The sequence below is a fragment of the Mammaliicoccus sp. J-M41 genome (assembly GCF_022385935.1).
GTDB classification, from domain to species: domain Bacteria; phylum Bacillota; class Bacilli; order Staphylococcales; family Staphylococcaceae; genus Mammaliicoccus; species Mammaliicoccus sciuri_A.
Map to the genome: position 1 here is coordinate 1 of NZ_JAJNIR010000008.1, position 26,978 is coordinate 26,978.

At 32.8% G+C, this 26,978-nt stretch carries 29 protein-coding genes; 18 read left to right on the forward strand and 11 right to left on the reverse strand.

Going from position 1 to position 26,978, the window contains the following annotated elements; all coding sequences use genetic code 11:
* Positions 1-272 precede the first annotated feature (272 nt).
* Positions 273-1,337: an NAD(P)/FAD-dependent oxidoreductase gene (locus tag LQ686_RS04665; RefSeq protein WP_037588844.1), complete on the reverse strand. Its 1,065-nt coding sequence runs from the start codon at positions 1,335-1,337 to the stop codon at positions 273-275.
* Positions 1,338-1,490: 153 nt separating this feature from the next.
* Between LQ686_RS04665 and LQ686_RS04670 the strand changes: the two genes are divergently transcribed.
* From LQ686_RS04670 to LQ686_RS04700, 7 genes are all read left to right on the forward strand, one after another.
* On the forward strand, positions 1,491-1,727 hold the full coding sequence (locus LQ686_RS04670; protein ID WP_025904683.1) for a YuzB family protein: 237 nt from the start codon (positions 1,491-1,493) through the stop codon (positions 1,725-1,727).
* 11 nt (positions 1,728-1,738) lie between these two features.
* Positions 1,739-2,098: a HesB/IscA family protein gene (locus LQ686_RS04675; RefSeq protein ID WP_025904684.1), complete on the forward strand. Its 360-nt coding sequence runs from the start codon at positions 1,739-1,741 to the stop codon at positions 2,096-2,098.
* Positions 2,099-2,251: 153 nt separating this feature from the next.
* Positions 2,252-3,466 carry an NAD(P)/FAD-dependent oxidoreductase gene (locus tag LQ686_RS04680; protein ID WP_037588845.1) on the forward strand — a complete coding sequence of 405 codons (1,215 nt, stop codon included), beginning with the start codon at positions 2,252-2,254 and terminating at the stop codon, positions 3,464-3,466.
* Between the two features lie 65 nt (positions 3,467-3,531).
* Positions 3,532-3,852, forward strand: coding sequence for a YuiB family protein (locus tag LQ686_RS04685; RefSeq protein ID WP_025904686.1), 321 nt, complete (start codon positions 3,532-3,534; stop codon positions 3,850-3,852).
* 18 nt (positions 3,853-3,870) lie between these two features.
* Positions 3,871-5,346, forward strand: a complete 1,476-nt coding sequence (locus LQ686_RS04690; RefSeq protein ID WP_107565329.1) for a M17 family metallopeptidase — start codon at positions 3,871-3,873, stop codon at positions 5,344-5,346.
* A gap of 180 nt (positions 5,347-5,526) precedes the next feature.
* Positions 5,527-6,861 carry a Na+/H+ antiporter family protein gene (locus tag LQ686_RS04695; protein ID WP_037559912.1) on the forward strand — a complete coding sequence of 445 codons (1,335 nt, stop codon included), beginning with the start codon at positions 5,527-5,529 and terminating at the stop codon, positions 6,859-6,861.
* A gap of 23 nt (positions 6,862-6,884) precedes the next feature.
* Positions 6,885-7,253: a PaaI family thioesterase gene (locus LQ686_RS04700; protein WP_107565327.1), complete on the forward strand. Its 369-nt coding sequence runs from the start codon at positions 6,885-6,887 to the stop codon at positions 7,251-7,253.
* A gap of 43 nt (positions 7,254-7,296) precedes the next feature.
* On the opposite strand, the gene mnhG is transcribed toward LQ686_RS04700, so the two are convergent.
* The 8 genes from mnhG to kapB form a co-directional block, all read right to left on the reverse strand.
* Positions 7,297-7,638: a monovalent cation/H(+) antiporter subunit G gene (mnhG, locus tag LQ686_RS04705; RefSeq protein WP_025904690.1), complete on the reverse strand. Its 342-nt coding sequence runs from the start codon at positions 7,636-7,638 to the stop codon at positions 7,297-7,299.
* Positions 7,616-7,906, reverse strand: coding sequence for a Na(+)/H(+) antiporter subunit F1 (locus LQ686_RS04710; protein ID WP_025904691.1), 291 nt, complete (start codon positions 7,904-7,906; stop codon positions 7,616-7,618). Before LQ686_RS04710 ends, mnhG begins: the two co-directional genes overlap by 23 nt.
* Positions 7,903-8,385 carry a Na+/H+ antiporter subunit E gene (locus LQ686_RS04715; protein WP_025904692.1) on the reverse strand — a complete coding sequence of 161 codons (483 nt, stop codon included), beginning with the start codon at positions 8,383-8,385 and terminating at the stop codon, positions 7,903-7,905. Before LQ686_RS04715 ends, LQ686_RS04710 begins: the two co-directional genes overlap by 4 nt.
* On the reverse strand, positions 8,385-9,875 hold the full coding sequence (locus LQ686_RS04720; protein WP_107565326.1) for a Na+/H+ antiporter subunit D: 1,491 nt from the start codon (positions 9,873-9,875) through the stop codon (positions 8,385-8,387). The genes LQ686_RS04715 and LQ686_RS04720 overlap by 1 nt, the downstream gene beginning before the upstream one ends.
* Positions 9,868-10,209 (reverse strand): Na(+)/H(+) antiporter subunit C, encoded by a 342-nt coding sequence (locus tag LQ686_RS04725; RefSeq protein WP_025904694.1) that lies wholly within the window; start codon positions 10,207-10,209, stop codon positions 9,868-9,870. The genes LQ686_RS04720 and LQ686_RS04725 overlap by 8 nt, the downstream gene beginning before the upstream one ends.
* Positions 10,209-10,637 (reverse strand): Na(+)/H(+) antiporter subunit B, encoded by a 429-nt coding sequence (locus LQ686_RS04730; protein ID WP_025904695.1) that lies wholly within the window; start codon positions 10,635-10,637, stop codon positions 10,209-10,211. Before LQ686_RS04730 ends, LQ686_RS04725 begins: the two co-directional genes overlap by 1 nt.
* The gene (locus LQ686_RS04735) at positions 10,618-13,029 is read right to left on the reverse strand and encodes a Na+/H+ antiporter subunit A (protein ID WP_025904696.1); all 2,412 of its coding nucleotides are present in this window, start codon (positions 13,027-13,029) and stop codon (positions 10,618-10,620) included. Before LQ686_RS04735 ends, LQ686_RS04730 begins: the two co-directional genes overlap by 20 nt.
* 153 nt (positions 13,030-13,182) lie before the next feature.
* Entirely contained in the window at positions 13,183-13,560 is a 378-nt protein-coding gene (gene kapB, locus LQ686_RS04740; protein ID WP_107565324.1) for a sporulation phosphorelay system protein KapB, read from the reverse strand.
* 76 nt (positions 13,561-13,636) lie between these two features.
* Between kapB and LQ686_RS04745 the strand changes: the two genes are divergently transcribed.
* From LQ686_RS04745 to LQ686_RS04770, 6 genes are all read left to right on the forward strand, one after another.
* A complete protein-coding gene (locus LQ686_RS04745) occupies positions 13,637-14,230 on the forward strand; it encodes a peptidylprolyl isomerase (RefSeq protein WP_025904698.1) in 594 nt (197 codons plus the stop codon).
* Positions 14,231-14,313: 83 nt separating this feature from the next.
* A complete protein-coding gene (locus LQ686_RS04750) occupies positions 14,314-14,517 on the forward strand; it encodes a hypothetical protein (RefSeq protein ID WP_025904699.1) in 204 nt (67 codons plus the stop codon).
* 473 nt (positions 14,518-14,990) lie between these two features.
* Positions 14,991-15,371, forward strand: coding sequence for a S1 domain-containing post-transcriptional regulator Ygs (ygs, locus tag LQ686_RS04755; protein WP_239733194.1), 381 nt, complete (start codon positions 14,991-14,993; stop codon positions 15,369-15,371).
* Between the two features lie 244 nt (positions 15,372-15,615).
* A complete protein-coding gene (gene pruA / locus LQ686_RS04760) occupies positions 15,616-17,160 on the forward strand; it encodes an L-glutamate gamma-semialdehyde dehydrogenase (RefSeq protein ID WP_025904701.1) in 1,545 nt (514 codons plus the stop codon).
* Positions 17,161-17,230: 70 nt separating this feature from the next.
* On the forward strand, positions 17,231-18,421 hold the full coding sequence (locus LQ686_RS04765; protein WP_107565322.1) for an ornithine--oxo-acid transaminase: 1,191 nt from the start codon (positions 17,231-17,233) through the stop codon (positions 18,419-18,421).
* Between the two features lie 108 nt (positions 18,422-18,529).
* Positions 18,530-19,774, forward strand: a complete 1,245-nt coding sequence (locus tag LQ686_RS04770) for a Glu/Leu/Phe/Val family dehydrogenase (RefSeq protein ID WP_025904703.1) — start codon at positions 18,530-18,532, stop codon at positions 19,772-19,774.
* Positions 19,775-19,821: 47 nt separating this feature from the next.
* Here the strand turns inward: LQ686_RS04770 and argH are convergent, their stop codons facing one another.
* Complete coding sequence (gene argH / locus LQ686_RS04775; protein ID WP_103361873.1) at positions 19,822-21,195, reverse strand: argininosuccinate lyase; 1,374 nt, start codon at positions 21,193-21,195, stop codon at positions 19,822-19,824.
* Entirely contained in the window at positions 21,192-22,394 is a 1,203-nt protein-coding gene (locus LQ686_RS04780; RefSeq protein ID WP_107565320.1) for an argininosuccinate synthase, read from the reverse strand. Before LQ686_RS04780 ends, argH begins: the two co-directional genes overlap by 4 nt.
* A 211-nt stretch (positions 22,395-22,605) precedes the next feature.
* On the opposite strand from LQ686_RS04780, the gene LQ686_RS04785 reads away from it, so the two are divergent.
* The 5 genes from LQ686_RS04785 (at position 22,606) to lepB (LQ686_RS04805) (ending at position 26,966) form a co-directional block, all read left to right on the forward strand.
* Complete coding sequence (locus LQ686_RS04785; RefSeq protein WP_107565319.1) at positions 22,606-23,943, forward strand: glucose-6-phosphate isomerase; 1,338 nt, start codon at positions 22,606-22,608, stop codon at positions 23,941-23,943.
* A 94-nt stretch (positions 23,944-24,037) separates the two neighbouring features.
* The gene (locus LQ686_RS04790; protein WP_119493849.1) at positions 24,038-25,102 is read left to right on the forward strand and encodes a nuclease-related domain-containing protein; all 1,065 of its coding nucleotides are present in this window, start codon (positions 24,038-24,040) and stop codon (positions 25,100-25,102) included.
* Between the two features lie 136 nt (positions 25,103-25,238).
* Positions 25,239-25,853, forward strand: coding sequence for a TVP38/TMEM64 family protein (locus LQ686_RS04795; RefSeq protein WP_025905258.1), 615 nt, complete (start codon positions 25,239-25,241; stop codon positions 25,851-25,853).
* Positions 25,850-26,380 (forward strand): signal peptidase I, encoded by a 531-nt coding sequence (gene lepB, locus LQ686_RS04800; protein WP_103361877.1) that lies wholly within the window; start codon positions 25,850-25,852, stop codon positions 26,378-26,380. The genes LQ686_RS04795 and lepB (LQ686_RS04800) overlap by 4 nt, the downstream gene beginning before the upstream one ends.
* Positions 26,381-26,399: 19 nt before the next feature.
* Positions 26,400-26,966, forward strand: coding sequence for a signal peptidase I (lepB, locus tag LQ686_RS04805; RefSeq protein ID WP_025905256.1), 567 nt, complete (start codon positions 26,400-26,402; stop codon positions 26,964-26,966).
* Positions 26,967-26,978 lie beyond the last annotated feature (12 nt).

A 26,978-nucleotide genomic window follows, 5' to 3' on the forward strand; every position in this document is an offset into this window, starting at 1 on the left:
AATTAAAAGGCTTATCTCCCAAAAATTACAGGAGACAAACCTTTGAAATAATATACTAATTAAGGTTTAGATTTTTGGGTTCAGTACAGTCTTGGCTTAATGCCTGAGTAAAGCCAAGAGATAGCTGAAGTCGTGGCTTAATGTCCGAATTAAGCCAAGAAAATACTAAAATCATACCGTTTCTTAACAACCACAACAAACTCACATCTTCACTTCCATCCACACCCACATACAACAGAAAAAAAGTAGCAGAGTAATCTGCTACTTTTTTCTTATCCGTTATGATATTTATATAACCATAAGACACCTGATTTAATGACTCTTGCTAAACGACCTGTTACGGTTTGTTCCATTAAATAAGCGAATCCTTGTTTTTCACCAAGTGAACCTACAAATCCTTGTGGTTTCAATTCTGGCATTTTTTCAGGTAGTGGTTTGTTTGCCCATTGTAATTTCATGACTTCAGCGATTTGATCAGCTTGTATTTCTGCTAAATATGCGCTTGGTGCATGTGGTAATGCTGCGCAATCGCCTACAATATATACATTTGGATATGTTGGAATTTGATGATATTGATTTACGATAACCCTTCTACCGTCATTAGTATCAACTGGAAGATTTCTAACGATTTCAACTGGTTGTATACCGGCAGTCCATACGACTAAATCAACGTTATGAATATCTTCATTGTTATAAAGTTGTCCTGGTTCAACTTTAGTGATATTTGAGTTTGGTACAACTTCTACATTATGTTTATCAAACCATTTTTTTACGTATTTACTTAACTTTTCTGGGAATGCAGGTAAGATTCGTGCACCTCTATCGAAAAGTTTGATTTTTATATCTTGTCTACTTTCACGTAATTCACTTGCAAGTTCTATACCGCTTAACCCTGCACCAACGATACCAACAGTTGCATCGCTTGGTAAGTCACATATTGCTTGGTATGTTTTGCGTGCGTTTTGTACAGTTTGAATACTATAAGTATATTCTTTTGCGCCAGGTACGTTGTGATATTTGTCTTCACAACCTAAACCTATTACAAGTTCATCATAATCAACTCGTGTATCTCCAACTGAAACAATTTGATTGTCTAAATCAATATCAGTAATTTCCCCATATACTGTATTAATTTTTTTATCTTTTGGAAATTGAACTCGAATATCTTTATCTGGTTTTGTGCCTGCTGCTAATGCGTAGAATTCTGTTTTTAAACCGTGAAATGGCATACGATCAATCAGCGTAATTGAATAATCGGAAGGTAATGTGCTAGGAAGTATTTCTTTCATTAAGCGCATATTACCGTATCCGCCCCCTAATAATACTAAGCTTTTCATCGTTATTCTCCTTTGTCCATAAATCAAATTTCTACAAATTTGTATGTATATATTTTATAATATATAAGTATACTTTTAGTATAATCGTTTTTGGCATAAACTACAATGAATGTTAAAATAGTTTAATGAATAAAAAGTGAGTAGGTGAACACATTGAACCCAATTGTCGAATTTTGTATTTCAAACTTGGCCAAAGGTGCTGATGTAGTGTTTAACAAGCTCGACAATGATCCAGAAGTAGATGTATTGGAATACGGTTGTCTACAAAATTGTGGACCATGTGCAAGAGGGTTATATGCATTAGTCAATGGAGATATGGTCAAGGGAGAAACACCAGAAGAATTACTTGAAAATATATATAGTCATATAGAAGAAAATTGGATTTTTTAGGAGGAATAAATATGTCAACTGTTATATTAACTGAAGCAGCAGCTTATGAAGTTAAAGATATGATGAAAAATAACGATATGCCAAATGGTTATTTGAAAGTATCTGTTAAAGGTGGCGGTTGTACGGGACTTTCTTACGGGATGTCAGCAGAAGAAGAACCAGCAGAGAATGATGAAGTTCTAGAATTTTATGGTGTGAAAGTGTTAGTAGATAAGAATGATGCACCAATTTTAAATGGTACAACAATTGACTTTAAGACATCTTTAATGGGTGGCGGATTTGCGATTGACAACCCTAATGCGATTGCAGCTTGTGGTTGCGGAAGCTCATTTAAGACAAGAGATGTTTCTGGTACACCAGAACAATGCTAAGGAATTGATATGTCACACTTGAATTTATCTTTATAAAAATATACAATAAAACTTGTATGTAAATAGTATTATCTTTATTTGTGAGGAAAAACACAAAGTGACACAACTTTCCTATAAGTGTCAAACAAAATTTAGAAAGTATAGGTGAAAATAATGGGATTTGAACGTAAAAAAGTTCTAGTATTAGGGGCAGGTTACGCTGGCTTACAAACAGTAACTAAATTGCAAAAATTAGTTTCAAACCAAGACGTTGATGTTACATTAATCAACAAAAACGATTATCACTACGAAGCTACATGGTTACACGAAGCTTCTGCTGGTACTTTAAACTATGAGGATGCTTTATACCCAATTACAAATGTAATCGACAGAAATAAAGTAAACTTCGTTAAAGCAGAAGTAACAAAAATCAACAAAGATGCTAAAACAGTTGAAACATCTAACGGTGTATTCGAATATGATATTCTTGTTGTTGCATTAGGATTTGAAAGTGAAACATTCGGTATTGAAGGTATGAAAGAACATGCTTTACAAATCGAAAACATTAACACTTCTCGTCGTATTGCTAAACACATCGAAGATAAATTTGCTAATTATGCTGCATCTAAAGAAAAAGATGAAAATGACTTAGCAATCTTAGTAGGTGGCGCTGGATTCACTGGTGTTGAATTATTAGGTGAATTAACAGAACGCATTCCTGAATTATGTAAAAAATACGGTGTAGATCAATCTAAAGTTAAAATTACTTGTGTTGAAGCTGCTCCAAAAATGTTACCTATGTTCTCTGAAAACTTAGTGAACTACGTTGTTAAATATTTAGAAGATCGTGGCGTTGAATTCAAAATTTCTACTCCAATTGTTGCTTGTAATGAAAAAGGTTTCGTAGTTAAAGTTAACGACGAAGAACAAACTTTAGAAGCTAACACAGCTATTTGGGCTGCAGGTGTTAGAGGTAGCAAATTAATGGAAGAATCATTTGACGGCGTTAAACGTGGTCGTATCGTAGTTAAAGATGATTTATCAATCGACAACTATGATGATATCTTCGTAATTGGTGACTGTTCAGCTGTTATGGCTGGTGAAGGAGACAACAAACGTCCACTTCCAACAACAGCACAAATCGCTATGCAACAAGGTGAACACCTTGCTAAAAACATCAAAAACATCTTCAATGGTGAGAAAACAGAACCATTCGTATACGATGACAAAGGTACTGTATGTTCATTAGGTAGCCATGATGGTGTTGGTGTTGTTATGGGTCGTGAAATTACTGGTAAAAAAGCAGCATTCATGAAAAAAGTTATCGATACTCGTGCAATTTTCAAAATTGGTGGTATCGGATTAGCCTATAAAAAAGGTAAATTCTAATTGATTCATTATTAAGTGTAGAGACCTGCTATTAGGCGGGTCTCTTTTTTTAAAGGAGGTTAGCTATGATATCTTTACCGCAAGTTATCATATCAATGGCATTATTTTTTGTTCTGTTTTTTGGAATCGCTTTTATATTAAATATGCTATTAAAAGGTACTTGGTTAATGGTCGTACTTTATCCATTTGTTATTTTTGCAATTGTAGATAAAATTTCCACAGCTATGTACTTTACAGATCCAGCAACTGCATTTTCAAAACTTATTACAGGTTTAACACATATACATACTGCGGATATATTAATGCTTGGTTCAGGATGGATTGGCGCGATTGTCGCAGGATTTGTTATAAGGAATTTACGAAGAAGCGGTTATTCAATGTTTTAACAAAAGGGGATAATAATGATGAATATAAAAATCAAAAAAACATATTCTAATAATGAACATCCGATTGTAATCGGTTGTCCAAGTCATTTAAATCAAATGCACAATTTTGATGAAATTGATCAAATTTTAGGCGGACAACTTGAAAATTTAAAAAAACAACAAATTATTAGTAGCGAACTTGGTAAAATCACTAGTACAGCGATTATCGTAAATGGACAAGTCGTTAAATTAATTGCTGTAGGGCTAAGTAACTTAAAAGAAATTAAAGAAAATGACTATCAAGTTGTGTACGGAAACTTAAGCAGATATTTACAAAGTAATAGAATTGAAGAAGTACATTTGTTAGATGATACGTTTGTATCACAAAATGTATCTCATCAAGAACGTGCTTATCGTTTTGGCTGGTTATTCACACAAGCTACATTTGTATTTGATACGTATAAATCAAACAAATCAGCAAATGTTGATACAGTCATTAATTATGTTACAACGACAAATGAAGATGTTACGACATTTATTAATCAAGGTGAAATTTTAGGAGAGAGTATTAATTTAGCGAGAACTTATTCACAAACACCTCCGAATATTTTAACGCCAGATTATTTCGCAAACCAAATTGAACAGCACTTTAAAGATTCACAAGTAAAAGTCACGATTAAAAATGAAGATGAAATTAGAGAAGAAGGTATTGGTTTATTAGATGCAGTTGGTAAAGGATCTATAAACCCACCACGTTTAGTCGTGCTTGAATATAAAGGTTCAACTCAAGATCCAATTGCACTTGTAGGTAAAGGTGTGACATATGATTCAGGTGGTTACCAAATTAAATCTAAAACAGGTATGCCAACGATGAAATATGACATGAGTGGTGCAAGTAACGTAGTAGGTATGATGCATGCTATTAATCAATTACAATTACCAATTCATGTAGTGGCCGTATTACCATTAGCTGAAAATATGATTTCAAATAATGCAATGAAACCAGATGATGTATATACAGCATTAAGTGGAGAAACAGTTGAAATAACAAATACGGATGCTGAAGGAAGATTAGTATTAGGTGATGCTGTTTCATTCGTTAAACAATATAAACCAGAGCTTATTATGAACTTTGCGACATTAACAGGAGCTGTTGTTGCAGCATTAGGTTTAGGGAAAACGGGGATATTCTCAAGCGATGCTGATCAATACATTGATGATGTGAAACAAGCTGCAAAATATTCAAATGAAGTAAGTTTTGAATTACCGATAACAGATGAAGAGAAACAAGATATTAAATCTTCAGAAGTTGCAGATTTAACTAACTGTATTTTAAATAAAAACGGTAAAGCATTATTTGCAGCAGCATTTGTAACGCATTTTAGTGATGAAATACCTCACTTACACTTTGATATTGCAGGTTCAGGGGAAACAGAAAAGGATTCATTCAAAGGACCAAAGGGTGCGACAGGTGCTATGATACCAACAGTACTACATTTCTTAAAAAATAAATAAAATCAATCACATATAAAGCGGGATAAAAAATCTATGTAGAAAGCTAGGTTTAGATCCCGCTTTAATTATGACGAAATTTGATTCAGAATATTCGGACTAATTCTTGAAATGTTGACATGCTATTTCTCAACTGATATGATAAGTTCATTATTTCACTTTATCGTGGTAGAGAACTAAAGAATGGAGAGGGTCTTTTTGGAAATAAATGCAGTATTAGTAGCTGTTATTGTGATGATTATACTTTGTTTAATGCGTTTAAATGTTGTACTAAGTATATTCATAGGTGCATTAACAGGTGGTTTATTAAGTGGAATGTCTGTTGATAAAGTCATTTCCACATTTGGTAAAACAATCGTTGATGGTTCAGAAGTTGCACTATCTTATGCATTATTAGGAGGATTTGCAGCACTGATTTCATATAGTGGTATAACTGACTACATTGTAGGAAAAATCATTACATCAATGAAAAAAGAAAATTCACAGAAAAGTAGAGTAAAAATAAAAATATTATTAGTAGCTGTATTACTTGTCATATCAGTACTCAGTCAAAATATTATACCTGTCCATATCGCATTTATACCTATTCTTATACCACCATTATTAAGCTTATTTAATGAACTACAAATGGATAGAAGATTAATTGCTACAGTTATTGGATTCGGACTATGTTTCCCATACATTTTATTCCCTTACGGTTATGGTCACATATTCCAATCTATTATCTTTGATGCATTTGGAAAAGCAAACGTAGATATAGAATTCAATAGTATTTGGAAAGCGATGTTAATTCCTTCAATGGGTTATGTATTCGGATTAATCGTTGCGATTATTATGTACTGGAAACCTAGAACATATAAAACAATTAAAGTAGAAGAAGACGAAGAAATGAAAACATTAAAGCCATATCCTTTAATTGTGACTGGCTTAGCGATTTTAGGAACATTCGTTGTTCAAACATTAACGGAATCTATGATTTTTGGTGCATTAGCAGGGATCTTAATATTCTTCTTCTCAGGGTTATATAACTGGAGAGATTTAGATGCTAAATTAGTTGAAGGTATTCAAATCATGGCATACATTGGTGTTGTAATTTTAACAGCAAATGGATTTGCAGGTGTAATGAGCGCTACAAACGAAGTGAGTTCACTTGTTAAAGGATTAGCATCAATTACAGGAGATAATAAAGCATTCAGTATTATTATGATGTACGTTATTGGTCTCATTGTTACGCTAGGTATAGGATCATCATTTGCGACAATCCCGATTATTGCTAGTTTATTTATTCCTTTTGGACAAGAAATTGGACTTAGCACAATGGCATTAATAGCTGTTATCGGAACAGCAGGTGCGTTAGGTGATTCAGGAAGCCCTGCAAGTGATTCAACTTTAGGACCAACAGCTGGTTTAAATGTTGATGGTGAACACGATCATATTAGAGATACATGTATACCGAACTTCTTAATATATAATATCCCGCTAATTATTTTTGGATTTATTGCAGCAATGGTATTATAGTATGATTAAGGAGGATTAATCATATGGATTTAATAGAGAACTTTGGAATAGAAACAATCGAATCAAGACATGGTTATATCGAAATGACGATGCCAGTAACGGATAAAGTTAAACAACCATTTGGATTCTTACATGGCGGTGCAACAATAGCATTAGCTGAAACAGCAGCATCTATAGGAGCACATTACGCTTCAAGTGAAGGTGAAATACCATTAGGATTAGAAATCAACGCAAACCATATAAAGTCAACTCGATCAGGTACAGTACGTGCAATAGGTCAAGCCCTTCATATAGGAAGTACAACTCAAGTATGGGACGTCAAAGTTACGAACGAACAAGACGAACTCATATCCGTTATACGCGCAACAATTGCTATCAAAAAGAAAAGATAAACAAAATAAGAGCATGGGACTAAAAGTCCCATGCTCTTATTTTTTATTTTGCATCTTTTAAATCATCACGTATTGTTCTTTCACTAGGTCTAACGCCCATATAGTAAGCACTTCTTGAAACTAAGTGGCCTGCTAAAGGTCCTGTTATGAATATAAAGATAATACCTAGTAGAAGTTGAACATTGAAATGTCCTTCTTTTGCGATAAAGTATATCAATACACCTAACAAGATAAGCATAACACCTAACGTAGAAGCTTTTCCTGAGGCGTGTGCGCGAGAAAAGACATCTGGTAATCTTAGAATACCTAACGCTGCGAAAAAGCTAAAGCAAGCTCCAATGACCATCATAAAAATTGAGATACTAATAAGAATCGTTTCTATCATTTTCAATGATCTCTCCTTTATCCATAAATTTCGCAAATGCTGCAGTACCTAAGAATGCTAATATACCTATTAATAAAAGTATAACGAATAAGTATCTAGTATTAGTTAATACTGAGAATAAAGCTATGATGGCCATTAATGTAATACCCAATGCATCGAGCGCAATGACTCTATCAGCAAGAGTAGGGCCAATAATAACACGAATCAGCATACCTATCATAGAGAGTGCAACGATGATAATCGCGATAATAACGAATATATTTGTCATCGTATGCTCACCTCCTTGATAGCTTTTTCAAATGAATCTTTAATCGCACTCACTTCAGAATCTATATCTGAAAAGTCAATTGAATGAATATAGAGTGTTTTTTTGTCATCTGATATAGCTACGACGATTGTACCTGGTGTTAAAGTGATTAATTGTGATAATAAACTGATTTCCCAATCTTTATCTAAATCTGTAGGATAAGCGAAAAATGCAGGCTTATTATGGATTTCTTTTTGTATGACTATTCGAATAACATCTATATTCGCTAAAATTAATTCTTTCATGAATATCACTGCTAAAATAAGTGATTTCCAAACAGGACGTAAGTATAAATGTTTGCCTGGAAGAAGCGGTAAGGCTACTAAGACGAACAATATACCAAATAGATAACCAAATACAAATGCACCAAATGTATACGTATCAGAAAGCATCATCCATAATGCAGCTAAAAGAACATTTATAAGTACTTGTATCGCCATTAATAATCGCCTCCTAACGCATTAACATAAGTCTCTGGGTTATAGAATGGTAATGCAGCTTTTTCCACTAATGGATATAAGTAATCTGCACCAAGACCAAACAGAATGGCTACAATTGTAATGGCAACTGATGCAATCATTAATTTATTAATTGGTAGTTTAGGGTTATAAATATAGCCTTTTTCTTCGCCCCAAAATGCCATTAAGAAAATGCGCATTACAGAATAGAGTACACATAAACTTGATAAAAGAACGATAATACCACTTATGTAATAACCATTTTCAAATGTAGACATTACGATGATATATTTACCATAGAAACCACTTAATGGAGGTATACCAGCTAACGAAAGGGCAGCTATAAAGTATATCCAACCAAGAACTGGATAGTGATTGATTAATCCACTGAACCTTCTTAAATCAGGTGTACCAGTTATTTTAATGATGACACCAATTAATAAGAATAAAGCAGCTTTGATAATCATGTCATGTAACAAGTAGTATATACTTCCCATCATGCCATTTTTATCCATCATAGCAGCACCGATTAGGATAACGCCAATCGCAATCATAATGTTATAGATGATAATCTTTTTAACATCGTAATAAGCGATAGCACCGATACAACCCATGATGATTGTTAAAATTGCTAGAACAATTAATGTTTGCGTAATAAATTCACTATTTGTTGAATAGAATAAGCTAAATGTACGCATAATTGCATATGCACCGACTTTAGTTAATAATGCACCGAATAGCGCGATAATTGGAATTGGTGGTGCATAATAAGCGCCAGGTAACCAGAAATACAGTGGAAACATACCTGCTTTAGTCGCAAATACAAATAGAAACATAATAAATGTAATCACAACGATATTTAAATCTGTTCCTGAAAGTTCAGCGAATTTAACATGTAGATCTCCCATATTTAATGTACCAGTAATTGAGTAAAGCATACCGACACCTAATACAAAGAATGCAGATGTTAATACATTAACGAGTATATATTTAATACTTTCTTGTAGTTGGATTTTAGTACCACCAATAACAAGTAATAAATATGATGACATTAAAAATACTTCGAAAAATACAAATAAGTTAAATAAGTCACCAGTCATAAATGCGCCGTTAACACCTGTCACCATCATTGAAACACCAAAGTAATAAAAATATCTTTCACGATGGAGTCCAATTGATTGGTGAGAGTATATGAGTACGATAAGCGTAATCAATAAACTTACAGTTACGAGTAATGCACTTAACATATCCACGTATATCACAATGCTGTATGGAACTGGCCAGCTACCTAAATTTAAAGTTTGTGTTCCATTCATATATATGTGGTAGAGGTTGTATAAACTCACTAAAAATGCTAACGAGAAGCCTGTTAATACTACTTTACGTTTAACATAAGGTCTATGACCGACAAAAATTAACGTAACGGCTGTTAAAAATGTAATGACAAGAGGTACAATAATTAAATTACTCATCTTTCGGTACCTCCTTCATCTCTTCTAAATTATCAGTTCCTAATTCTTTATAACTTCTAAAAGCTAATACTAAGAAGAATGCTGTAACAGCGAAAGCAATTACGATGGCAGTTAAGATCAATGCTTGTGGTAATGGGTCAACATAGTTCTTAATACCTTCTTCTTCAATTGGTAAGGCACCTTTTTTCAATCCACCCATTGTCAGTAACATTAAATGTACGCCATGGGATAGTAATGTAGTACCAATAATTATCCTAATTAAACTTTTAGAGAGAACTAGGTACACTGATACGGATATAATAATACCTGCAACGAAAATCATTAATATTTCCATTATTCATTCTCTCCAATCGCTAATATGATAGTAATGGCAGTACCCACAACAGCTAGTAATACACCTAAATCAAATAGCATTGCTGTATGCCAATGAACTTCACCAAAGATAGGAAGATGGAATTCTCCAAATTTATGTGTGAAAAATGTTTTGTTGTATGTCCAACTTAAAATAGGTGTTAGAACACAGAAGAACAAACCAGTTGCTGTTACTAATTTAAAGTCAAATGGGAACATTTTCTTTAATGTTTTCGTATCAAATGCTATACCGATAATAATGACTGCAGATGAAAGTAATAATCCACCTACGAAACCGCCACCTGGTGTATAGTGTCCACCAAAGAAAATAGAAACAGCATACATCATAATAATTAGGAAAATGATAATGGCATTAAACTGAAAGAATACATCATTCGATTGTTTCTTCATGTTCTTCACCTCCATCTTTACCTTTGTCTCTTAATTTAACTAATGTGTAAATACCTAAGCCAGCAATACCTAAAACAGCCGACTCGAATAATGTATCAAATCCACGGAAGTCTACAAGAATAACATTTACCATGTTTTTCCCAGCGGCTAGATCATATACATTATCTATATAATATTGAGAAATAGAATCAAAATGTCTATTTCCATATGAAATTAATCCGATTGTGATAACACCAATACCGACACAAATCGAAATAATTAAGTTACCAATTTTAAAGTTTCTATTTTCATCATGTCTACTCATTTTAGGTAAATGGTAGAAACATAGTAAGAATAGGGCAGTTGAAATTGTTTCAATTGATAATTGTGTCAGTGCTAAGTCTGGTGCACCGAAGAATACAAAGAATAAAGCAACTGAATAACCAACTGCAGCTAACATAATGATGCTAAATAGTCTTGATTTAGCTAATACGATACAGAATGTACTAACTAAAATTAAGCCCATTAAAATCACTTCATATGGTCTGATTTCGCTTATATTATCGAATGCAACACTTACAGGATGTGTAAATAACGTAAGTGCAGTCATAATGATAAAGAATGCGAAAATATACATTAAGTATGATCTGATAAATCCAGTCATATAGCTTTGCGTGATTTTGTTTGAAATATAAGAACTTAATTGAATACCTCTGTCGTAATAATAATTAAACGTTAAATATTCAGGTTGAATACTGTAAATATTGAACCATTTTTCTACTGATTTAAATAATATAAAACCAATAATAAATACGATTAACGTACCTATTAAAGCAGGCGTTATACCGTGCCAATGAGATATATGAACATCAGGCGCATCGGCGAATGGTGCAATTGCTCTTACTGCTGGTGCAATAATACTGTTGCTTAATATATTTGGGAATAAACCAAATAACACAACTAAGAATGTCAAAATACCTGTCGGCAATAACATTAGTAATGGCGCTTCGTGTGGTTTCTTAGGTAATGCTTCAGGTTTGTAGTCTCCAAAGAATATTTCATGTACATATTTAAATGAATATACAAACGTAAAGATACTACCAACAATCGCAACGATAGGTAGTAAGTACCCAAGTGTTGATAAACCAAATACATCAGCTTGATGACTATCAAACATTGCTGTTAAGAACATTTCTTTAGATAAGAAACCATTAAATGGTGGAACGCCCGCCATACTTAATGCAGTAATAATTGTGAACGTACAAGAAATTGGCATGATGGTCATTAAACCGCCTAATTTCTTAATGTCTCTTGTACCAACTTCATGATCGATTGTTCCCGTAATCATGAATAACGCACCTTTAAATGTTGCGTGGTTAATTAAATGGAATACTGCAGCAATAATACTAGCCAAGAATAACTGACTTTCTTCACCAGAATAATGATAACTGACAGCACCGATTCCAAGCATGGACATAATCATACCGAGCTGTGAAACTGTTGAGAATGCTAAAATACCTTTTAAATCTTGTTGTTTAACAGCGTTAAATGATGCCCAGAACAATGTGATTAATCCGACAGCAGTTACCGCCCAAACAAATCCAGCACTTGCTGCAAAAATTGGCGTTGTACGAGCAACTAAATATATACCTGCTTTAACCATTGTTGCTGAGTGCAAATATGCACTGACTGGTGTAGGTGCTTCCATTGCATCTGGTAACCAAATGTGAAATGGAAATTGTGCAGATTTAGTCATAGCACCAATTAAAATTAAAATCATTGCAAAAATAAAGTAAGGTGAACTTTGAATTTCAGCGGCATTTTGTACTAAAGAAGTAATGCTCCATGAATTACCTGCAATTGCGATACAAATAAATCCACCTAGTAACATTAAGCCACCGAACACTGTAATTAATAATGACTTTTGTGCGCCATATATTGACGATTGTTTATGGCGCCAATAAGCGATAAGTAAGAAACTTGAAATAGATGTTAATTCCCAGAATAGGTAAAGCATTAATAGATTATCTGATAATACAACACCTAACATAGCTCCCATAAACATAAGTAAATAACAATAAAAATTACCGAGTGATTCATTTTTACTTAAATATGTAATGGAATATAAAACAACAAGCGCACCAATCCCTGTAATTAATGATGCGAATAATAAACTTAGTCCGTCTAAATGAACGGAGAAGTTCATACCTAATCTAGGCATGAAATCCCATATTACAATGAATGGCTTTTCCGAATCTGGAACATTTATGTATGACATAAAATAACTAAATATAATAATCGGAATAGGTAGTACAAACCATCCTAGATGTATACCTTTATAAAATCTGTATAAAATTGGTATTATGATTGCAAAAATTAAAGGTAACAAAATCATAATATGCATCAAACTCATTTAATAACCTCCTTCCAAAAATCTTATAAATATTATTATACACAATAAAGTTATTGCTTGAAAATACTATCAAGTCAATCTTTCAGAATTTTTAGGCTATTTTTAAATATGAAGAAACACGTTATAAATTTATTAAAATTTTTTTTAGTTTTGCTAAAAATTCGCCTTGTATTGACGTGAATAATCTATTTTTAATTGTTCAATACACTTCAATGCTTGTTCACTATAAGCATTATTTCTTTTAATCATTTTTTCTTCAAGTTCAGCTAATGAAGATTTTAATGAATCGATATAATTTGGAACATCGTGCGGATATTCTTTTAAAAACTGTGCAGTTGTATATCTTTTTTCGAATTGACTTAAAGCTTTTCTTTCGTGGAAAAAGACATTTTCAACTTCATTTGGACTATGTAGATCTCCTTGTCTAGGATGTTTGAGAACAGCTAATACTTTAACAAGAAACTGATCTCCTTTTTCTTCAACTACTTCTACGACATATTGACCTGTTTTGTGTGGAAATTGATAATACATGTTGATATCCCCTTTCTAAAAAATTATGTTATGATATCACTATTGTAATTATTTTAACATGAATGGAGAATATTAAATGACAAACTATCCTCAATTAACAACTGAAATATTAGAAGGTGAAAGAGTTGTAGAAATTAAAACAACTAAAGGAAACATGACATTCAAACTATTTCCTGAATTAGCACCTAAAACTGTTGAAAACTTCATCGGTTTAGCTGAGAAAAAATATTATGATGGCATCATTTTCCATAGAGTTATCAACGACTTCATGGTTCAAGGTGGAGACCCAACTGGTACAGGTATGGGTGGAGAAAGTATTTATGGAAGTGCTTTTGAAGATGAATTCTCATTACAAGCATTTAACTTATACGGTGCGTTATCTATGGCTAATGCTGGACCTAACACAAACGGTTCTCAATTTTTCATTGTACAAATGAAAGAAGTACCAGCAAATATGTTATCTCAACTTAAAGATGGTGGTTGGCCAGAAGAAATCGTTGATCGCTATGCAGAAAAAGGTGGTACACCTTGGTTAGACCAAAAACACTCAGTATTTGGTCAAATCGTTGAAGGTGAATCAGTACTTGAAGAAATCGCAAATGTTAAAGTTGGCGCTAACGATAAACCAGTTGAAGACGTAGTAATTGAAACAATTGAAATTATAAAATAAATCGACATTCAATTGTCATAAAAAAATCAATGCATTCGACTCAATCTTTGGTATAATTTAGTTGCTAAGGGAGTGGTCGGCTTATGATGGAATTTCTTTATTTTCCAGATAATAAATTAGAATATATTCCTGCTGTTGCTACGTTGATATTATTTATGATTTTGGCGTATATCGTATTTATGATGTTCCGTAAAAAATCTAAAAAAGACGAAGAAAAAATGAAATCATTTGAAAAACAAGTAATGGATCATTTAGAGCAAGAGGAGAAAAAGAACAATAAGAAGTAAATAAAGCATTCCAAACGAATACTATATATAGGAAGAGACTGAGACATATGTATGTCGAAGTCTCTTTTTTATATTTCATGATGTGTTGAGGGGAGCGCTAACGCTCAAGAAACAAAAACAAGATCGTTAGCGCAGAAAAAAATCAAAAAACTGAGATAAAACCAGGCGCTAACGATTAAGACTCAAAAACAAGATCGTTAGAAATTCTAACGCTCAAGAAACAAAAACAAGATCGTTAGCGCCCAACATATCTCACAAAATCCCAATACAAATCCTACAACAAACAAAGAATCTTTAATCTATTTTCTCCATAGAATACTTATTTTTAATCTAATTATAAATTCATGAATTTATAGATGATTTATATTTATGCATAATATTTTCAGAATTATATATCAAATTAATGGTTTAATAAAAATAACTATGCTATGATGAAATAGTTAATAACTTCAAGTACAAGGGGTTTTCTAAAAGTGAGAAAACAATATAAAGTTGGTCAGTTTGTAAAGGTAAAAGTGACTGGCATTCAGCCATATGGCGCCTTTGTTGAAACCCCTGATCATGTGGAAGGTCTCATTCATATTTCTGAAGTGATGAATGATTACGTGTACAACCTTAATCAATTTCTTAATGTTGGCCAGATAGTAAAAGCTAAAATAATTAAAGTTGAAGCGGATGGCAAGTTGAATTTATCACTTAAAGATAATGAATATTTCAAAAGACAAGAACGTAAGAAAGAAAAGCGCTCAGTTCTAGATGAAATTAGAGAGACAGAAAAATACGGGTTTCAACCTTTAGAAGAAAGGTTGCCTAAGTGGATTAAACAATCAAATAAACATTTTGAAGACGAATAAATGATCTATCGTCTTTATAAGCCGGATATCTTACATGATAATCCGGCTTTTTTTATGCGAAAAATCACTTCATTTGATGAACATTTAAACGGCTTTTTGAATATTTATTTGAAGTAAATTTACAACTTATTTTTATTGTAAAAATTCAGAAAAAAATAGCTTGAAGTAATCTATAAAAGTGTGTCATTATAGGAATGTAAGGGGTTTCTTAATACCCCGTATAAACATAGGGAGGTTTACTTTAATGATTCCATACAAACACGAACCATTTACTGATTTTACGAAAGAGGAGAATAAGGCTGCTTACTTAGAAGGTCTTAAAACAGTTGAAGGATATTTAGGAAAAGAGTATCCAATTATTGTTGGAGGCGAACGTATTTTTACAGAAGATAAAACACGTTCATATAACCCTTCAAATATTGAAGAAACAGTAGGATTAGTTTCTAAAGCAAGCAAAGAACATGCTGAAAAAGCAATGGAAGCTGCTAAAGAAGCCTTTAAAACATGGAGAGATACTGATCCAAGTGTCCGTGCTGACGTTTTATTCAGAGCAGCAGCAATTACGAGACGTCGTAAACACGAATTCTCAGCTTTACTTTCTAAAGAAGGTGGTAAACCATGGAAAGAAGCAGATGCAGATACTGCTGAAGCAATCGACTTTATGGAATACTATGCACGTCAAATGCTTGAATTAAAAGACGGTAAAAAAGTAGAAAGTCGTCCAGGAGAATATAATAAATATAATTATTTACCAGTTGGTGTAAGTGTTGTTATTTCACCATGGAACTTCGCATTTGCAATCATGGCTGGTACAACTGTAGCACCAGTCGTAACAGGAAACACTGTGTTATTAAAACCATCATCTAAAACACCAGTTATCGCTTATAAATTTATGGAAGTTTTAGAAGAAGCAGGTTTACCAAAAGGGGTGGTAAACTACATTCCAGGTTCATCAAGTGAAATCGGTGATTATTTAATTGATCATAAAGATACAAGTCTTATTTCATTCACTGGTTCTCGTGATGTAGGTGTTTCTATTTACGAAAGAGCTGCAAAAGTTCAAAAAGGCCAAACACACCTTAAACGCGTTATTGCTGAAATGGGTGGTAAAGATACAATTATTGTTGATTCAGAAGGCGACTTAGATTTAGCAGCTGATTCAATTGTACAATCAGCATTTGGATTCTCAGGTCAAAAATGTTCAGCATGTTCACGTGTCATTGCAGTTGAAGATATTTATGATGAATTATTAGACAAAGTAGTTGAACGTACAGAAAAACTAACTGTCGGTGATTCAACTGACCAAGCTAATTATATGGGTCCAGTAATTGACGAAAACTCATTAAACAAAATTAAAAAATATATCGAAATCGGTAAAAAAGAAGGCCGTATTGTAGCAGGTGGTACAACTGACGAAGAAAAAGGACATTTCGTTAACCCAACTGTTATTGCTGATTTAAAACATGACGACAGAGTAATGCAAGAAGAAATCTTCGGACCAGTTGTTGGTTTCAGCAAAGCAAAAGATTTTGATCAAGCAATTGAATTTGCAAATGATACAGAATACGGTTTAACAGGTGGCGTTATTACAAATAACCGCGCTAAATTAGAACAAGCACGTAGAGACTTTATGGTAGGTAACTTATACTTCAATAGAGGATGTACAGGTGCAATTGTAGGTTACCAACCATTTGGTGGCTTTAAAATGTCAGGTACAGATTCTAAAGCAGGTGGACCAGACTACTTAGTACTTCACTTACAAGGACGTACTACTTCAGAAATGTTATAATATTGTTGAAATAATAAAAATACAGTAGGGCGTATACATGCTCTACTGTTTTAATGGGAGGAGATTTAATATGACAAAGTCACAAGAAATCATTGAACAAACAAATACATTTGGTGCGCCGAACTATTTGCCATTACCAATTGTAATTTCAGAAGCGGAAGGTATTTGGGTTAAAGATCCAGAGGGCAATCGCTATTTAGATATGTTATCTGCTTATTCTGCAGTTAACCAAGGTCATCGTCATCCGAAAATTATCCAAGCATTAAAAGATCAAGCAGATCGTGTAACACTTACTTCACGTGCATTCCACAGTGACCAATTAGGTCCTTGGTATGAAAAAATTTGTAAACTTGCAAATAAAGAAATGGTATTACCAATGAACACAGGTGCAGAAGCTGTTGAAACAGCGATTAAAGCTGCAAGACGTTGGGCATATGATGTGAAAGGTGTAGAAGATAACAAAGCAGAAATCATTGCGATGAATGGTAACTTCCATGGTCGTACAATGGCTGCAGTTTCACTTTCTTCAGAAAAAGAATACCAAAGAGGTTATGGTCCATTATTAGGTGGATTCAAACTTGTTGATTTCGGTGATATCGAACAAATTAAATCTGCTATTACACCAAATACAGCAGCCGTATTAATTGAACCTATCCAAGGTGAAGCGGGTATTAATGTACCTGAAGACGGTTATTTAAAACAAATTAGAGAAGTTTGTGATGAAAACAATGTATTATTCATTGCAGATGAAATTCAAGCTGGTCTTGGTAGAACAGGTAAAATATTCGCAACAGATTGGGATAATGTTCAACCAGATATGTATATCTTAGGTAAAGCATTAGGCGGAGGCGTATTCCCAATTTCATGTATCGTTGGTAATAAAGAAATACTAGAAGTATTTAACCCAGGTTCACATGGTTCTACTTTTGGTGGGAACCCTCTAGCATGTGCAGTATCTGTTGCAGCATTAGATGTACTAATTGATGAAAAATTATCTGAACGTTCTTTAGAATTAGGAACTTATTTCAAAGAAGAATTACAAAAAATTGATCATCCATCAATCAAAGAAGTAAGAGGTAAAGGTTTATTCATCGGTATCGAATTAACTGAAGATGCAAGACCATATTGTGAAAAATTAAAAGAATTAGGTCTGTTATGTAAAGAAACACACGATACAGTTATTCGTTTTGCACCACCACTTATTATCGAAAAAGAAGATTTAGATTGGGCACTTGATCAAGTTAAGTCTGTTTTTAAATAAAAAATCTGATAACGTTTACAAAAAAACGTTTAAGACCTTTTAAAAATAATCAATTATGTTACAATTATTTAGAGATTAAAAGTATTTAAAAAAGAGGCGAAGAGGATCATGAGCGAAAATTTAAATTTAGTTTCATCGACACAAGAAATTATTGGTGAAGCCCTTAATAAATTAGGTTTTGACGAGGGAATGTACGATTTAATTAAAGAACCAATGAGATTATTAACAGTGCGTATACCTGTTAGAATGGATGACGGTTCTGTTAAGACATTTACTGGTTATCGTGCACAACATAATGATGCAGTTGGACCAACTAAAGGTGGGGTTCGTTTCCATCCAGATGTTGATGTCGAAGAAGTAACAGCATTATCTATGTGGATGACGTTAAAATGTGGAATTGTAGATTTACCATATGGTGGTGGTAAAGGTGGTATTGTCTGTGACCCAAGACAAATGAGTATTCATGAAGTAGAAAGATTATCTCGTGGATATGTTCGTGCTATTTCTCAAATAGTAGGTCCTACAAAAGACATTCCAGCACCAGACGTATTTACAAACTCACAAATTATGGCTTGGATGATGGATGAATATAGTCAAATGGATGAATTCAATTCTCCAGGATTTATTACTGGTAAACCTATTGTTTTAGGTGGTTCTCAAGGTAGAGATCGTTCTACTGCATTAGGTGTTGTTATTGCAATTGAAGAAGCAGCTAAGAGACGTGGAAAAACAATCGAAGGTTCAAGAGTCGTTATTCAAGGATTTGGTAACGCAGGAAGCTTTTTAGCGAAATTCTTATATGATCAAGGCGCTAAAATTGTAGGTATTTCAGATGCTTACGGTGCACTTCATGATCCTGAAGGTTTAGATATCGATTATTTATTAGATCGTCGTGATAGCTTCGGAACAGTTACAAATCTATTTGATGACACAATTTCTAATAAAGAATTATTTGAAATTGATTGTGATATCCTTGTTCCAGCAGCGATTTCAAATCAAATTACAGAAGAAAATGCTAATGATATTAAAGCTGAAATTGTAGTAGAAGCAGCTAATGGTCCAACTACAATGGCAGCAACTAAAATATTAAGTGAGCGTGGCGTTCTTCTTGTACCAGACGTACTAGCAAGTGCTGGTGGCGTAACAGTATCATACTTCGAGTGGGTACAAAATAACCAAGGTTATTACTGGACTGAAGAAGAAGTTAACGAAAAACTACGTGAAAAATTAGTTAAAGCTTTTGATACAATTTACAACTTATCAGAAAACAGAAAAATAGATATGAGATTAGCAGCTTATATTGTAGGTATTAAACGTACAGCTGAAGCGGCTAGATATAGAGGTTGGGCATAAGCCTTAACCAATAAAAAACACACCATTTTGAATGGTGTGTTTTTTGATTATATGAGTTCTTTAGCGACATTAATTTGATGTTGTACGGACTCTTGACCTGTTGAACCATAACTTTTTCTACGGTTTAAACAGTTTTCAGGTTTCAAGTAATCATATACATTTTCTTGTATACGTTCGTTATAAGATTGATATTGTTCTAATGGCACATCTAATAAATATTTGCCATTTTGAATGCACCATAAGACGATTTTACCTACGATCTCATGTGCTTCTCTGAAAGGTATATTTTGTTCTACTAAATAATCAGCTAGCTCAGTAGCATTAGAAAAATCTTTATGCACTGTTTCATTTAAACGCTCTTTATTCACTTGCATAGTAGAAATCATACCTTCGAAAATACGCAATGAGCCTTTAATCGTATGAATGGCATCAAACAGACCTTCTTTATCTTCTTGCATATCTTTATTATATGCGAGTGGCAAGCCTTTTAAAGTAACGAGCATACTCATTAAATGACCTGTTGTTCTTCCTACTTTTCCTCTAATCAATTCAGCCATATCAGGATTTTTCTTCTGAGGCATAATCGATGATCCAGTAGAAAAACTATCTGATAACGTAACGAATTTAGCTTCATCAGTAGACCAGAAAATAATTTCTTCAGCAAATCTTGAAAGGTGAACCATCGTTAATGAAATATTATGTAATGTTTCAACGATATAATCACGGTCACTAACTGCATCAAGACTATTTTCATATAAACTGCTAAAGTTTAAAAGTTCTTGTGTACGATGTCTATCAATAGGGTGTGTTGTACCGCTTAAAGCTGCAGCACCTAGTGGACTGATGTCGATTCTTTTTAAACTATCATTAAATCTCGATTTATCACGCTCTAACATCCAGAAATAAGTCATGATATGATGTGCGAAAGATATAGGTTGCGCTCTTTGTAGGTGCGTGTAACCAGGCATGATAGTATGCACATGTTCATCAGCAATAACAAGAATTGATTTTTGAAGTGATTCTATAAGTGTAAGAATCTCTTGAACATGTTGTTTTGTATAAAGGTGCATATCCGTTGCAACTTGGTCATTTCTACTTCTACCAGTGTGCAATTTACCGCCAACTTGACCAATCTTCTGAATTAAAGCATGTTCAATATTTAAATGAATATCTTCTAGTGATTCAGAAAGCTCAAGATTACCATTATAATAATCGGCTTGGATATCTTTTAAACCTTGAATAATTTGATTTGCTTCTTCTGTCTTGATGATATTTTGCTCGGCTAACATTGTTGCATGTGCAATACTACCTTGAATATCTTGATCAATTAAATTTTTATCAAAATGGATAGATGCATTAAATGCATCTACCCATGATTCAGGGTTAGACTCGAATCTTCCACCCCATGCTTTTTTTGTCATTTTAAAACACCCTCTGTTTCTAATAATGCTTTAACTTTAGTAGGTAAACCAAAGATTTCAATGAATCCTACAGCAGCTTCTTGGTTAAATGCGTCTTCTTTAGTATACGTAGCAAGTGATTCATTGTATAAACTAAATGGAGATTTACGTCCATTAACGATTACATTTCCTTTAAATAGTTTAACACGTACTGTACCTGTTACTTGAGTTTGTGTAGAATCGATAAATTGTTTTAAGCTATCTGTTAATGGAGAGAACCATAATCCATTATAGATTTGTTCAGCTAATTGTTTTTCGATTACCGGTTTAAAGTGTGCAACGTCTTTAGTTAAAGTAATCGTTTCTAATGCTTTATGTGCTTCCATTATAACCTTTGCACCTGGTGTTTCATATACTTCACGTGATTTAATACCAACTAAACGGTTTTCTACGTGATCGATTCTACCGATACCGTGTAAACCAGCAATTTCATTAAGTTGTAAAATTAATTCATCTAACGGATATGATTTATTATTGATTGAAATAGGTAAACCTTTTTCAAATACAATTTCAAGTTCTTCTGGTGTGTCAGGTGTTTCTTCAATTGGTTTCGTTAAATCATATGCATCTTCTGGTGGTGTCGCAAATGGATCTTCAAGAATACCACACTCATTACTACGACCCCATAAATTTTGGTCAATTGAATATGGAGAATCTAAATTGATAGGAATTGGAATGTTATGTTTTTTAGCATAATCAATTTCTTCCTCACGACTCCAAGACCATTCACGTACTGGCGCTAATACTTCAATATGAGGTGCTAAAGCTTTAATAGCTACTTCAAAACGTACTTGGTCATTTCCTTTACCAGTACAGCCATGTGCTATTGCAATCGCATCTTCTTCTTGCGCGATTTCAACTAATTTCTTAGAGATAAGTGGTCTACTTAATGCAGAAACAAGTGGATAACTTCCTTCATACATTGTATTCCCTTTAATTGCATATCCAACAAAATCTTCACTGAATTCTTTTGTTGCGTCTATTACATATGATTTTTCTGCACCCATATCATATGCTTTTTGTTTTACTAGTTCTAAATCTTTACCTTCACCAACATCTAGGCAACATGCAATTACTGTATATCCTTTTTCAATTAGCCATTTTACTGCAACGCTCGTATCTAATCCACCTGAGTATGCCAATACAACTTTATTAGTCATTAAAAAAAACCTCGCTTTTGTATTAATATTTAATATCTTGTATATTTAATCGATAAACATACAATATCATATTAAGAATGAATGTTCAATAGTTATTTTAAATATTTATGCACTTAAAAGTATATCGTTGCATTTCGATTGAAAGCCTATGAAAACTAGAGTAAAATAAAGACGTTGTTGAAATTAAATATAGATTACATAGGAGGATATTATGTCACATATTCAATTTGATTATAAAAAAGCTTTAACATTTTTTGGTGAACATGAGTTAGAACAATCACGTGATCTAGTAAAAAATATACATCATGTTATACATGAAAAGACTGGAGCAGGTAGCGACTTTTTAGGATGGGTTGACCTTCCTGTAGATTATGACAAAGAAGAGTTCGATAGAATTCTAGCTGCTTCTAAACGTATTAAAGAACAATCTGAAGTATTACTTGTAATTGGTATTGGTGGTTCATATTTAGGTGCTCGTGCAGCAGTTGAAATGTTAAATTCTACATTTGCTAATTATGAAAAAAGTGAAAATCCTCAAATTATATTTGTAGGACATCATTTATCTTCATCTTATGTACATGATTTAATTCAGTATATAGATGGTAAAGATTTCTCTATTAACGTTATTTCTAAATCAGGTACAACGACTGAACCTGCAGTAGCATTTAGAATCTTCAAGAAAATTTTAGAAGAAAAATACGGTAAAGAAGAAGCTAAAAACCGTATCTTTGCTACAACTGATAAAGAAAAAGGTGCTTTAAAAGATTTAGCAACTGGTGAAGGATATGAAACATTTGTCGTACCAGATGATGTCGGTGGTAGATATTCAGTATTAACAGCAGTTGGATTATTACCAATCGCAGCAAGTGGTATTGATATTCAAGATATGATGAAAGGTGCTGCAGCTGCACGTGAAGATTTATCATCTTCAGAACTTGATGACAATATTGCATATCAATATGCAGCAATTCGTAACATCTTATATGCAAAAGGATATTCAACAGAAATGTTAATCAACTACGAACCAGCTTTACAATACTTCAGTGAATGGTGGAAACAGTTATTCGGTGAATCTGAAGGTAAAGACTTCAAAGGTATTTATCCATCAAGTGCAAACTTTACTTCTGACTTACATTCACTTGGTCAATATGTACAAGAAGGACGTCGCTTCTTATTTGAAACAGTTGTAAAAGTTGAAAATCCTAAACATGATATTACAATTGAAGAAGATAAAGACGATTTAGACGGTTTAAACTTCTTAGCAGGTGAAACAGTTGACTTCGTTAATACAAAAGCATTCCAAGGAACATTATTAGCACATACAGATGGTGGCGTACCAAACTTAGTTGTTAAAGTTCCTCAATTAGATGCATATACATTCGGTTATGTTGTATACTTCTTCGAATTAGCATGTGCTATGAGTGGTTATATGTTAGGCGTGAATCCATTTAACCAACCAGGTGTTGAAGCATACAAACAAAATATGTTCGCATTACTTGGTAAACCAGGATTCGAAGACTTGAAAAAAGAATTAGAAGATAGACTATAATATGAAGCGTATCTTAGAAAAAAGTCCCCAAATTTAATTTGGAGGACTTTTTTTATTTTGGATTTGAAATTTTTGAAGAAATGAGTGGTATTTTATGAAAATACGTAAAAATTTATTTTTAGCTTATATTGATGCATTGCAAAATAGGATAGATGTGTTACCTGAAAATATAGATGAACAATACCAAGTCACAAAACAAGGGTACGAAGGTGAAAAAGCATTCGCTCAAATACTTGAAAGTTATGGGGCAGAATGGTGGCTATATGATTTGCAGATTAAAAATTTTAACCATATTCAATTTGATTTTGTAGTCATAACAGACGATGCCATCATCCAATTTGAAATTAAAAATTATACAGGTGACTATTATTTTGATCAGCACAAACTATTTAGAAGTACAGGTTTTGTATCTAAAGATCTTATTAATCAATATGAAGTTGCTCAAGAAGGCTTAAAAAGAATCGTTGAGAAATATAAATTGAAACGCAAAGTAGAAAGCTATGTTGTTTTTATACATCCAACATTCACATTACATGGTGATTTACGATCTCGAATGAACATTATTTTAAAAAGTGAGATACATAAAATAAAAGATATGGTATTACAAAACTTTAAATATGAAGAAAATAAATGGATATATCACAAACTAAAAAGCCTACATGAACCATTTTTAAATACAAATGAAATACCAAATTTGAATATAGACTATAAAAATTTAAAAAGAGGCGTACGATGTACAAACTGTCGAAAGTTGATTCGAGTAGATGAATTATTTAATAAACGAAAATATTTAAAATGTCATCATTGTAAAAAAGAATTGAATAGAGCGAATATTATTATTCAATCATTAGAAGAATTATATTTATTAAAAGGCGCACCATTTTCAGTAAAAGAAGCAGAAATGTGGACGGGGGTCTACAGAAGTTCCATAAAGAGAATCCTATATAAGTACTTTATTAGAAGTGGTAATAGAAAAAGTACTAAATATGGACCGATAAAAATAAATTACCGGTCCAGAAATAAGAAATATGGACCGATAAAAAAATTACCGGTCCAGAAACGAGAAATATGGACCGATAAAAATAATTATCGGTCCATAACCAGCGATTATCCATACCAGCAATCTCATTATCTCCATAAACTAAATTCCTCCTACTGAGCAATCATTAGCTCCTACCAACCTATAAATTCCTTCTCATTCCTAAAGATACGACTTTTGTATGATGTCAATTTACTTTTCTATTTACACATTTATCGGTATAATTAATCTAAATTTAAGAAGGAAGTTGCGTTACATGTTAATACAAGATTTAATGAATTGGTTCAGTGAAGAGAATATTACTGAATTAATTGAAACGTTTAGATCGTTCGGGATATTCATAGCATTTTTATTACCTTTTATTGAGGCATTCTTACCGTTTTTACCGATTATTCTCTTTGTTATTGCTAATGTAAATGCTTATGGATTATTGCTAGGTTTTATCATTACATGGGCTGGTACTGTTTCGGGAAGTTATATTGTCTTTTTAATCTTTAGATTAATTTCTAAAAAGCCTTTTATGAAAAGGATTGTTGAACAGCCTAGAGTTGTAAGATTTATTCAGTGGATTGATGAACACGGCTTTGGACCACTGTTTATTTTGTTATGCTTTCCATTTACACCAGGTGCTTTAGTTAATATGGTTAGTGCATTTTCAAATATTAGTAAACAAGTCTATTTAATCGCGTTAATTTTATCAAAAGCCATTATGATATTTACGTTAAGTTTCATTGGTGCCGATATAAATTCCTTTTTTGCAAGTCCTAAAAAGAGTATAATAGTAGTCGTGATTATATTTGTACTCTGGCTAGTTGGAAAAGGCTTAGAAAAATATTTTGATAAACGCTTAAAAAATAGGAGTCAAAAATGAAAAAAATATTCGAATGGATAATTGCAATTATTATTGCGTTAGTATTATTATTTGCTGTAAGAACATTTTTATTCATTGGTTATGTTGTAGACGGAGACTCAATGAAACCAACTTTTCATGATAATGATAGAGTAATTGTTAATAAACTTGTTAAAAATTTTGGACAAATTAATAACGGTGATGTTATCGTATTTCATGCGAATAAAAATGCTGATTATATTAAAAGAGTTATCGGGTTACCAGGCGACACAGTTGAAATGAAAAACAACAAACTGTATATTAATGGTACTCATGTAAATGAGCGTTATTTAAATGATGATATAAAAACTGATGACTTCAGTACAAGAACAATTCAAGGATCTAAAAGTGATGTTATTCCTAACGGTGAATATCTAGTATTAGGTGACAATCGTAGCAATAGCAGAGACTCAAGAGAAATTGGATTTGTACATGAAGATGATATCGTTGGTACTGTGAATTTAAGATATTATCCATTTAATCAAATAGATGTGAATTTTGATAAATAATAATAATGAGGTGGCATTTTTGAAAAAAGAGATATTTGAATGGGTTGTGGCGATTGCAGTAGCAGTTGTATGTGTATTATTGATACAAAAATTCTTATTTGTAACATATACAGTTTCTGGAGATTCCATGTACCCAACTTTAAAAAATAGTGAAAAAGTAATCGTCAATAAAATTGGTTATAAAGTAGGAGATATTGATAACGGTGATGTTATTGTATTCCACGCAAACGCAAATGATGATTATGTAAAACGTGTTATCGGTAAACCTGGTGATACAGTAAAATATGAAAACGACCAATTATATGTAAATGGTAAAAAAGTACCTGAAGAATACTTGAAAGCAAACAAAGCGAATAAGTCTCGTGATTTATTGACAGAGAACTTTGAAGTAAAAGATTTAGTGAATTCAAATGGTGCTAATAAAATACCTAAAGATGAATATTTAGTCTTAGGTGACAATCGTGAAGTGAGTAAAGATGGCCGTTCATTTGGTTTGATTGATAAAGATGTCATTGTTGGTGAAGTTGCATTAAGATTCTGGCCAATTAATCAATTCCATTATAATTTTGACCCATCTACAAATTAATATAAAAGTTCT

Bases quoted from the DNA above. Each gene is read 5' to 3' on its own strand.
- LQ686_RS04690 (WP_107565329.1), top strand. From the start codon at position 3,871: ATGAATATAAAAATCAAAAAAACATATTCTAATAATGAACATCCGATT.
- LQ686_RS04675 (WP_025904684.1), top strand. From the start codon at position 1,739: ATGTCAACTGTTATATTAACTGAAGCAGCAGCTTATGAAGTTAAAGAT.
- LQ686_RS04790 (WP_119493849.1), top strand. From the start codon at position 24,038: ATGAAAATACGTAAAAATTTATTTTTAGCTTATATTGATGCATTGCAA.
- LQ686_RS04770 (WP_025904703.1), top strand. From the start codon at position 18,530: ATGAGCGAAAATTTAAATTTAGTTTCATCGACACAAGAAATTATTGGT.
- LQ686_RS04700 (WP_107565327.1), top strand. From the start codon at position 6,885: ATGGATTTAATAGAGAACTTTGGAATAGAAACAATCGAATCAAGACAT.
- LQ686_RS04695 (WP_037559912.1), top strand. From the start codon at position 5,527: ATGGAGAGGGTCTTTTTGGAAATAAATGCAGTATTAGTAGCTGTTATT.
- LQ686_RS04715 (WP_025904692.1), bottom strand. From the start codon at position 8,385: ATGGCGATACAAGTACTTATAAATGTTCTTTTAGCTGCATTATGGATG.
- lepB (WP_103361877.1), top strand. From the start codon at position 25,850: ATGAAAAAAATATTCGAATGGATAATTGCAATTATTATTGCGTTAGTA.
- LQ686_RS04680 (WP_037588845.1), top strand. From the start codon at position 2,252: ATGGGATTTGAACGTAAAAAAGTTCTAGTATTAGGGGCAGGTTACGCT.
- LQ686_RS04785 (WP_107565319.1), top strand. From the start codon at position 22,606: ATGTCACATATTCAATTTGATTATAAAAAAGCTTTAACATTTTTTGGT.
- LQ686_RS04750 (WP_025904699.1), top strand. From the start codon at position 14,314: ATGATGGAATTTCTTTATTTTCCAGATAATAAATTAGAATATATTCCT.
- argH (WP_103361873.1), bottom strand. From the start codon at position 21,195: ATGACAAAAAAAGCATGGGGTGGAAGATTCGAGTCTAACCCTGAATCA.
- LQ686_RS04795 (WP_025905258.1), top strand. From the start codon at position 25,239: ATGTTAATACAAGATTTAATGAATTGGTTCAGTGAAGAGAATATTACT.
- kapB (WP_107565324.1), bottom strand. From the start codon at position 13,560: ATGTATTATCAATTTCCACACAAAACAGGTCAATATGTCGTAGAAGTA.
- LQ686_RS04745 (WP_025904698.1), top strand. From the start codon at position 13,637: ATGACAAACTATCCTCAATTAACAACTGAAATATTAGAAGGTGAAAGA.
- LQ686_RS04725 (WP_025904694.1), bottom strand. From the start codon at position 10,209: ATGGAAATATTAATGATTTTCGTTGCAGGTATTATTATATCCGTATCA.
- mnhG (WP_025904690.1), bottom strand. From the start codon at position 7,638: ATGATAGAAACGATTCTTATTAGTATCTCAATTTTTATGATGGTCATT.
- LQ686_RS04665 (WP_037588844.1), bottom strand. From the start codon at position 1,337: ATGAAAAGCTTAGTATTATTAGGGGGCGGATACGGTAATATGCGCTTA.
- LQ686_RS04720 (WP_107565326.1), bottom strand. From the start codon at position 9,875: ATGAGTAATTTAATTATTGTACCTCTTGTCATTACATTTTTAACAGCC.
- LQ686_RS04730 (WP_025904695.1), bottom strand. From the start codon at position 10,637: ATGAAGAAACAATCGAATGATGTATTCTTTCAGTTTAATGCCATTATC.
- LQ686_RS04765 (WP_107565322.1), top strand. From the start codon at position 17,231: ATGACAAAGTCACAAGAAATCATTGAACAAACAAATACATTTGGTGCG.
- LQ686_RS04685 (WP_025904686.1), top strand. From the start codon at position 3,532: ATGATATCTTTACCGCAAGTTATCATATCAATGGCATTATTTTTTGTT.
- LQ686_RS04735 (WP_025904696.1), bottom strand. From the start codon at position 13,029: ATGAGTTTGATGCATATTATGATTTTGTTACCTTTAATTTTTGCAATC.
- LQ686_RS04780 (WP_107565320.1), bottom strand. From the start codon at position 22,394: ATGACTAATAAAGTTGTATTGGCATACTCAGGTGGATTAGATACGAGC.
- LQ686_RS04710 (WP_025904691.1), bottom strand. From the start codon at position 7,906: ATGACAAATATATTCGTTATTATCGCGATTATCATCGTTGCACTCTCT.
- pruA (WP_025904701.1), top strand. From the start codon at position 15,616: ATGATTCCATACAAACACGAACCATTTACTGATTTTACGAAAGAGGAG.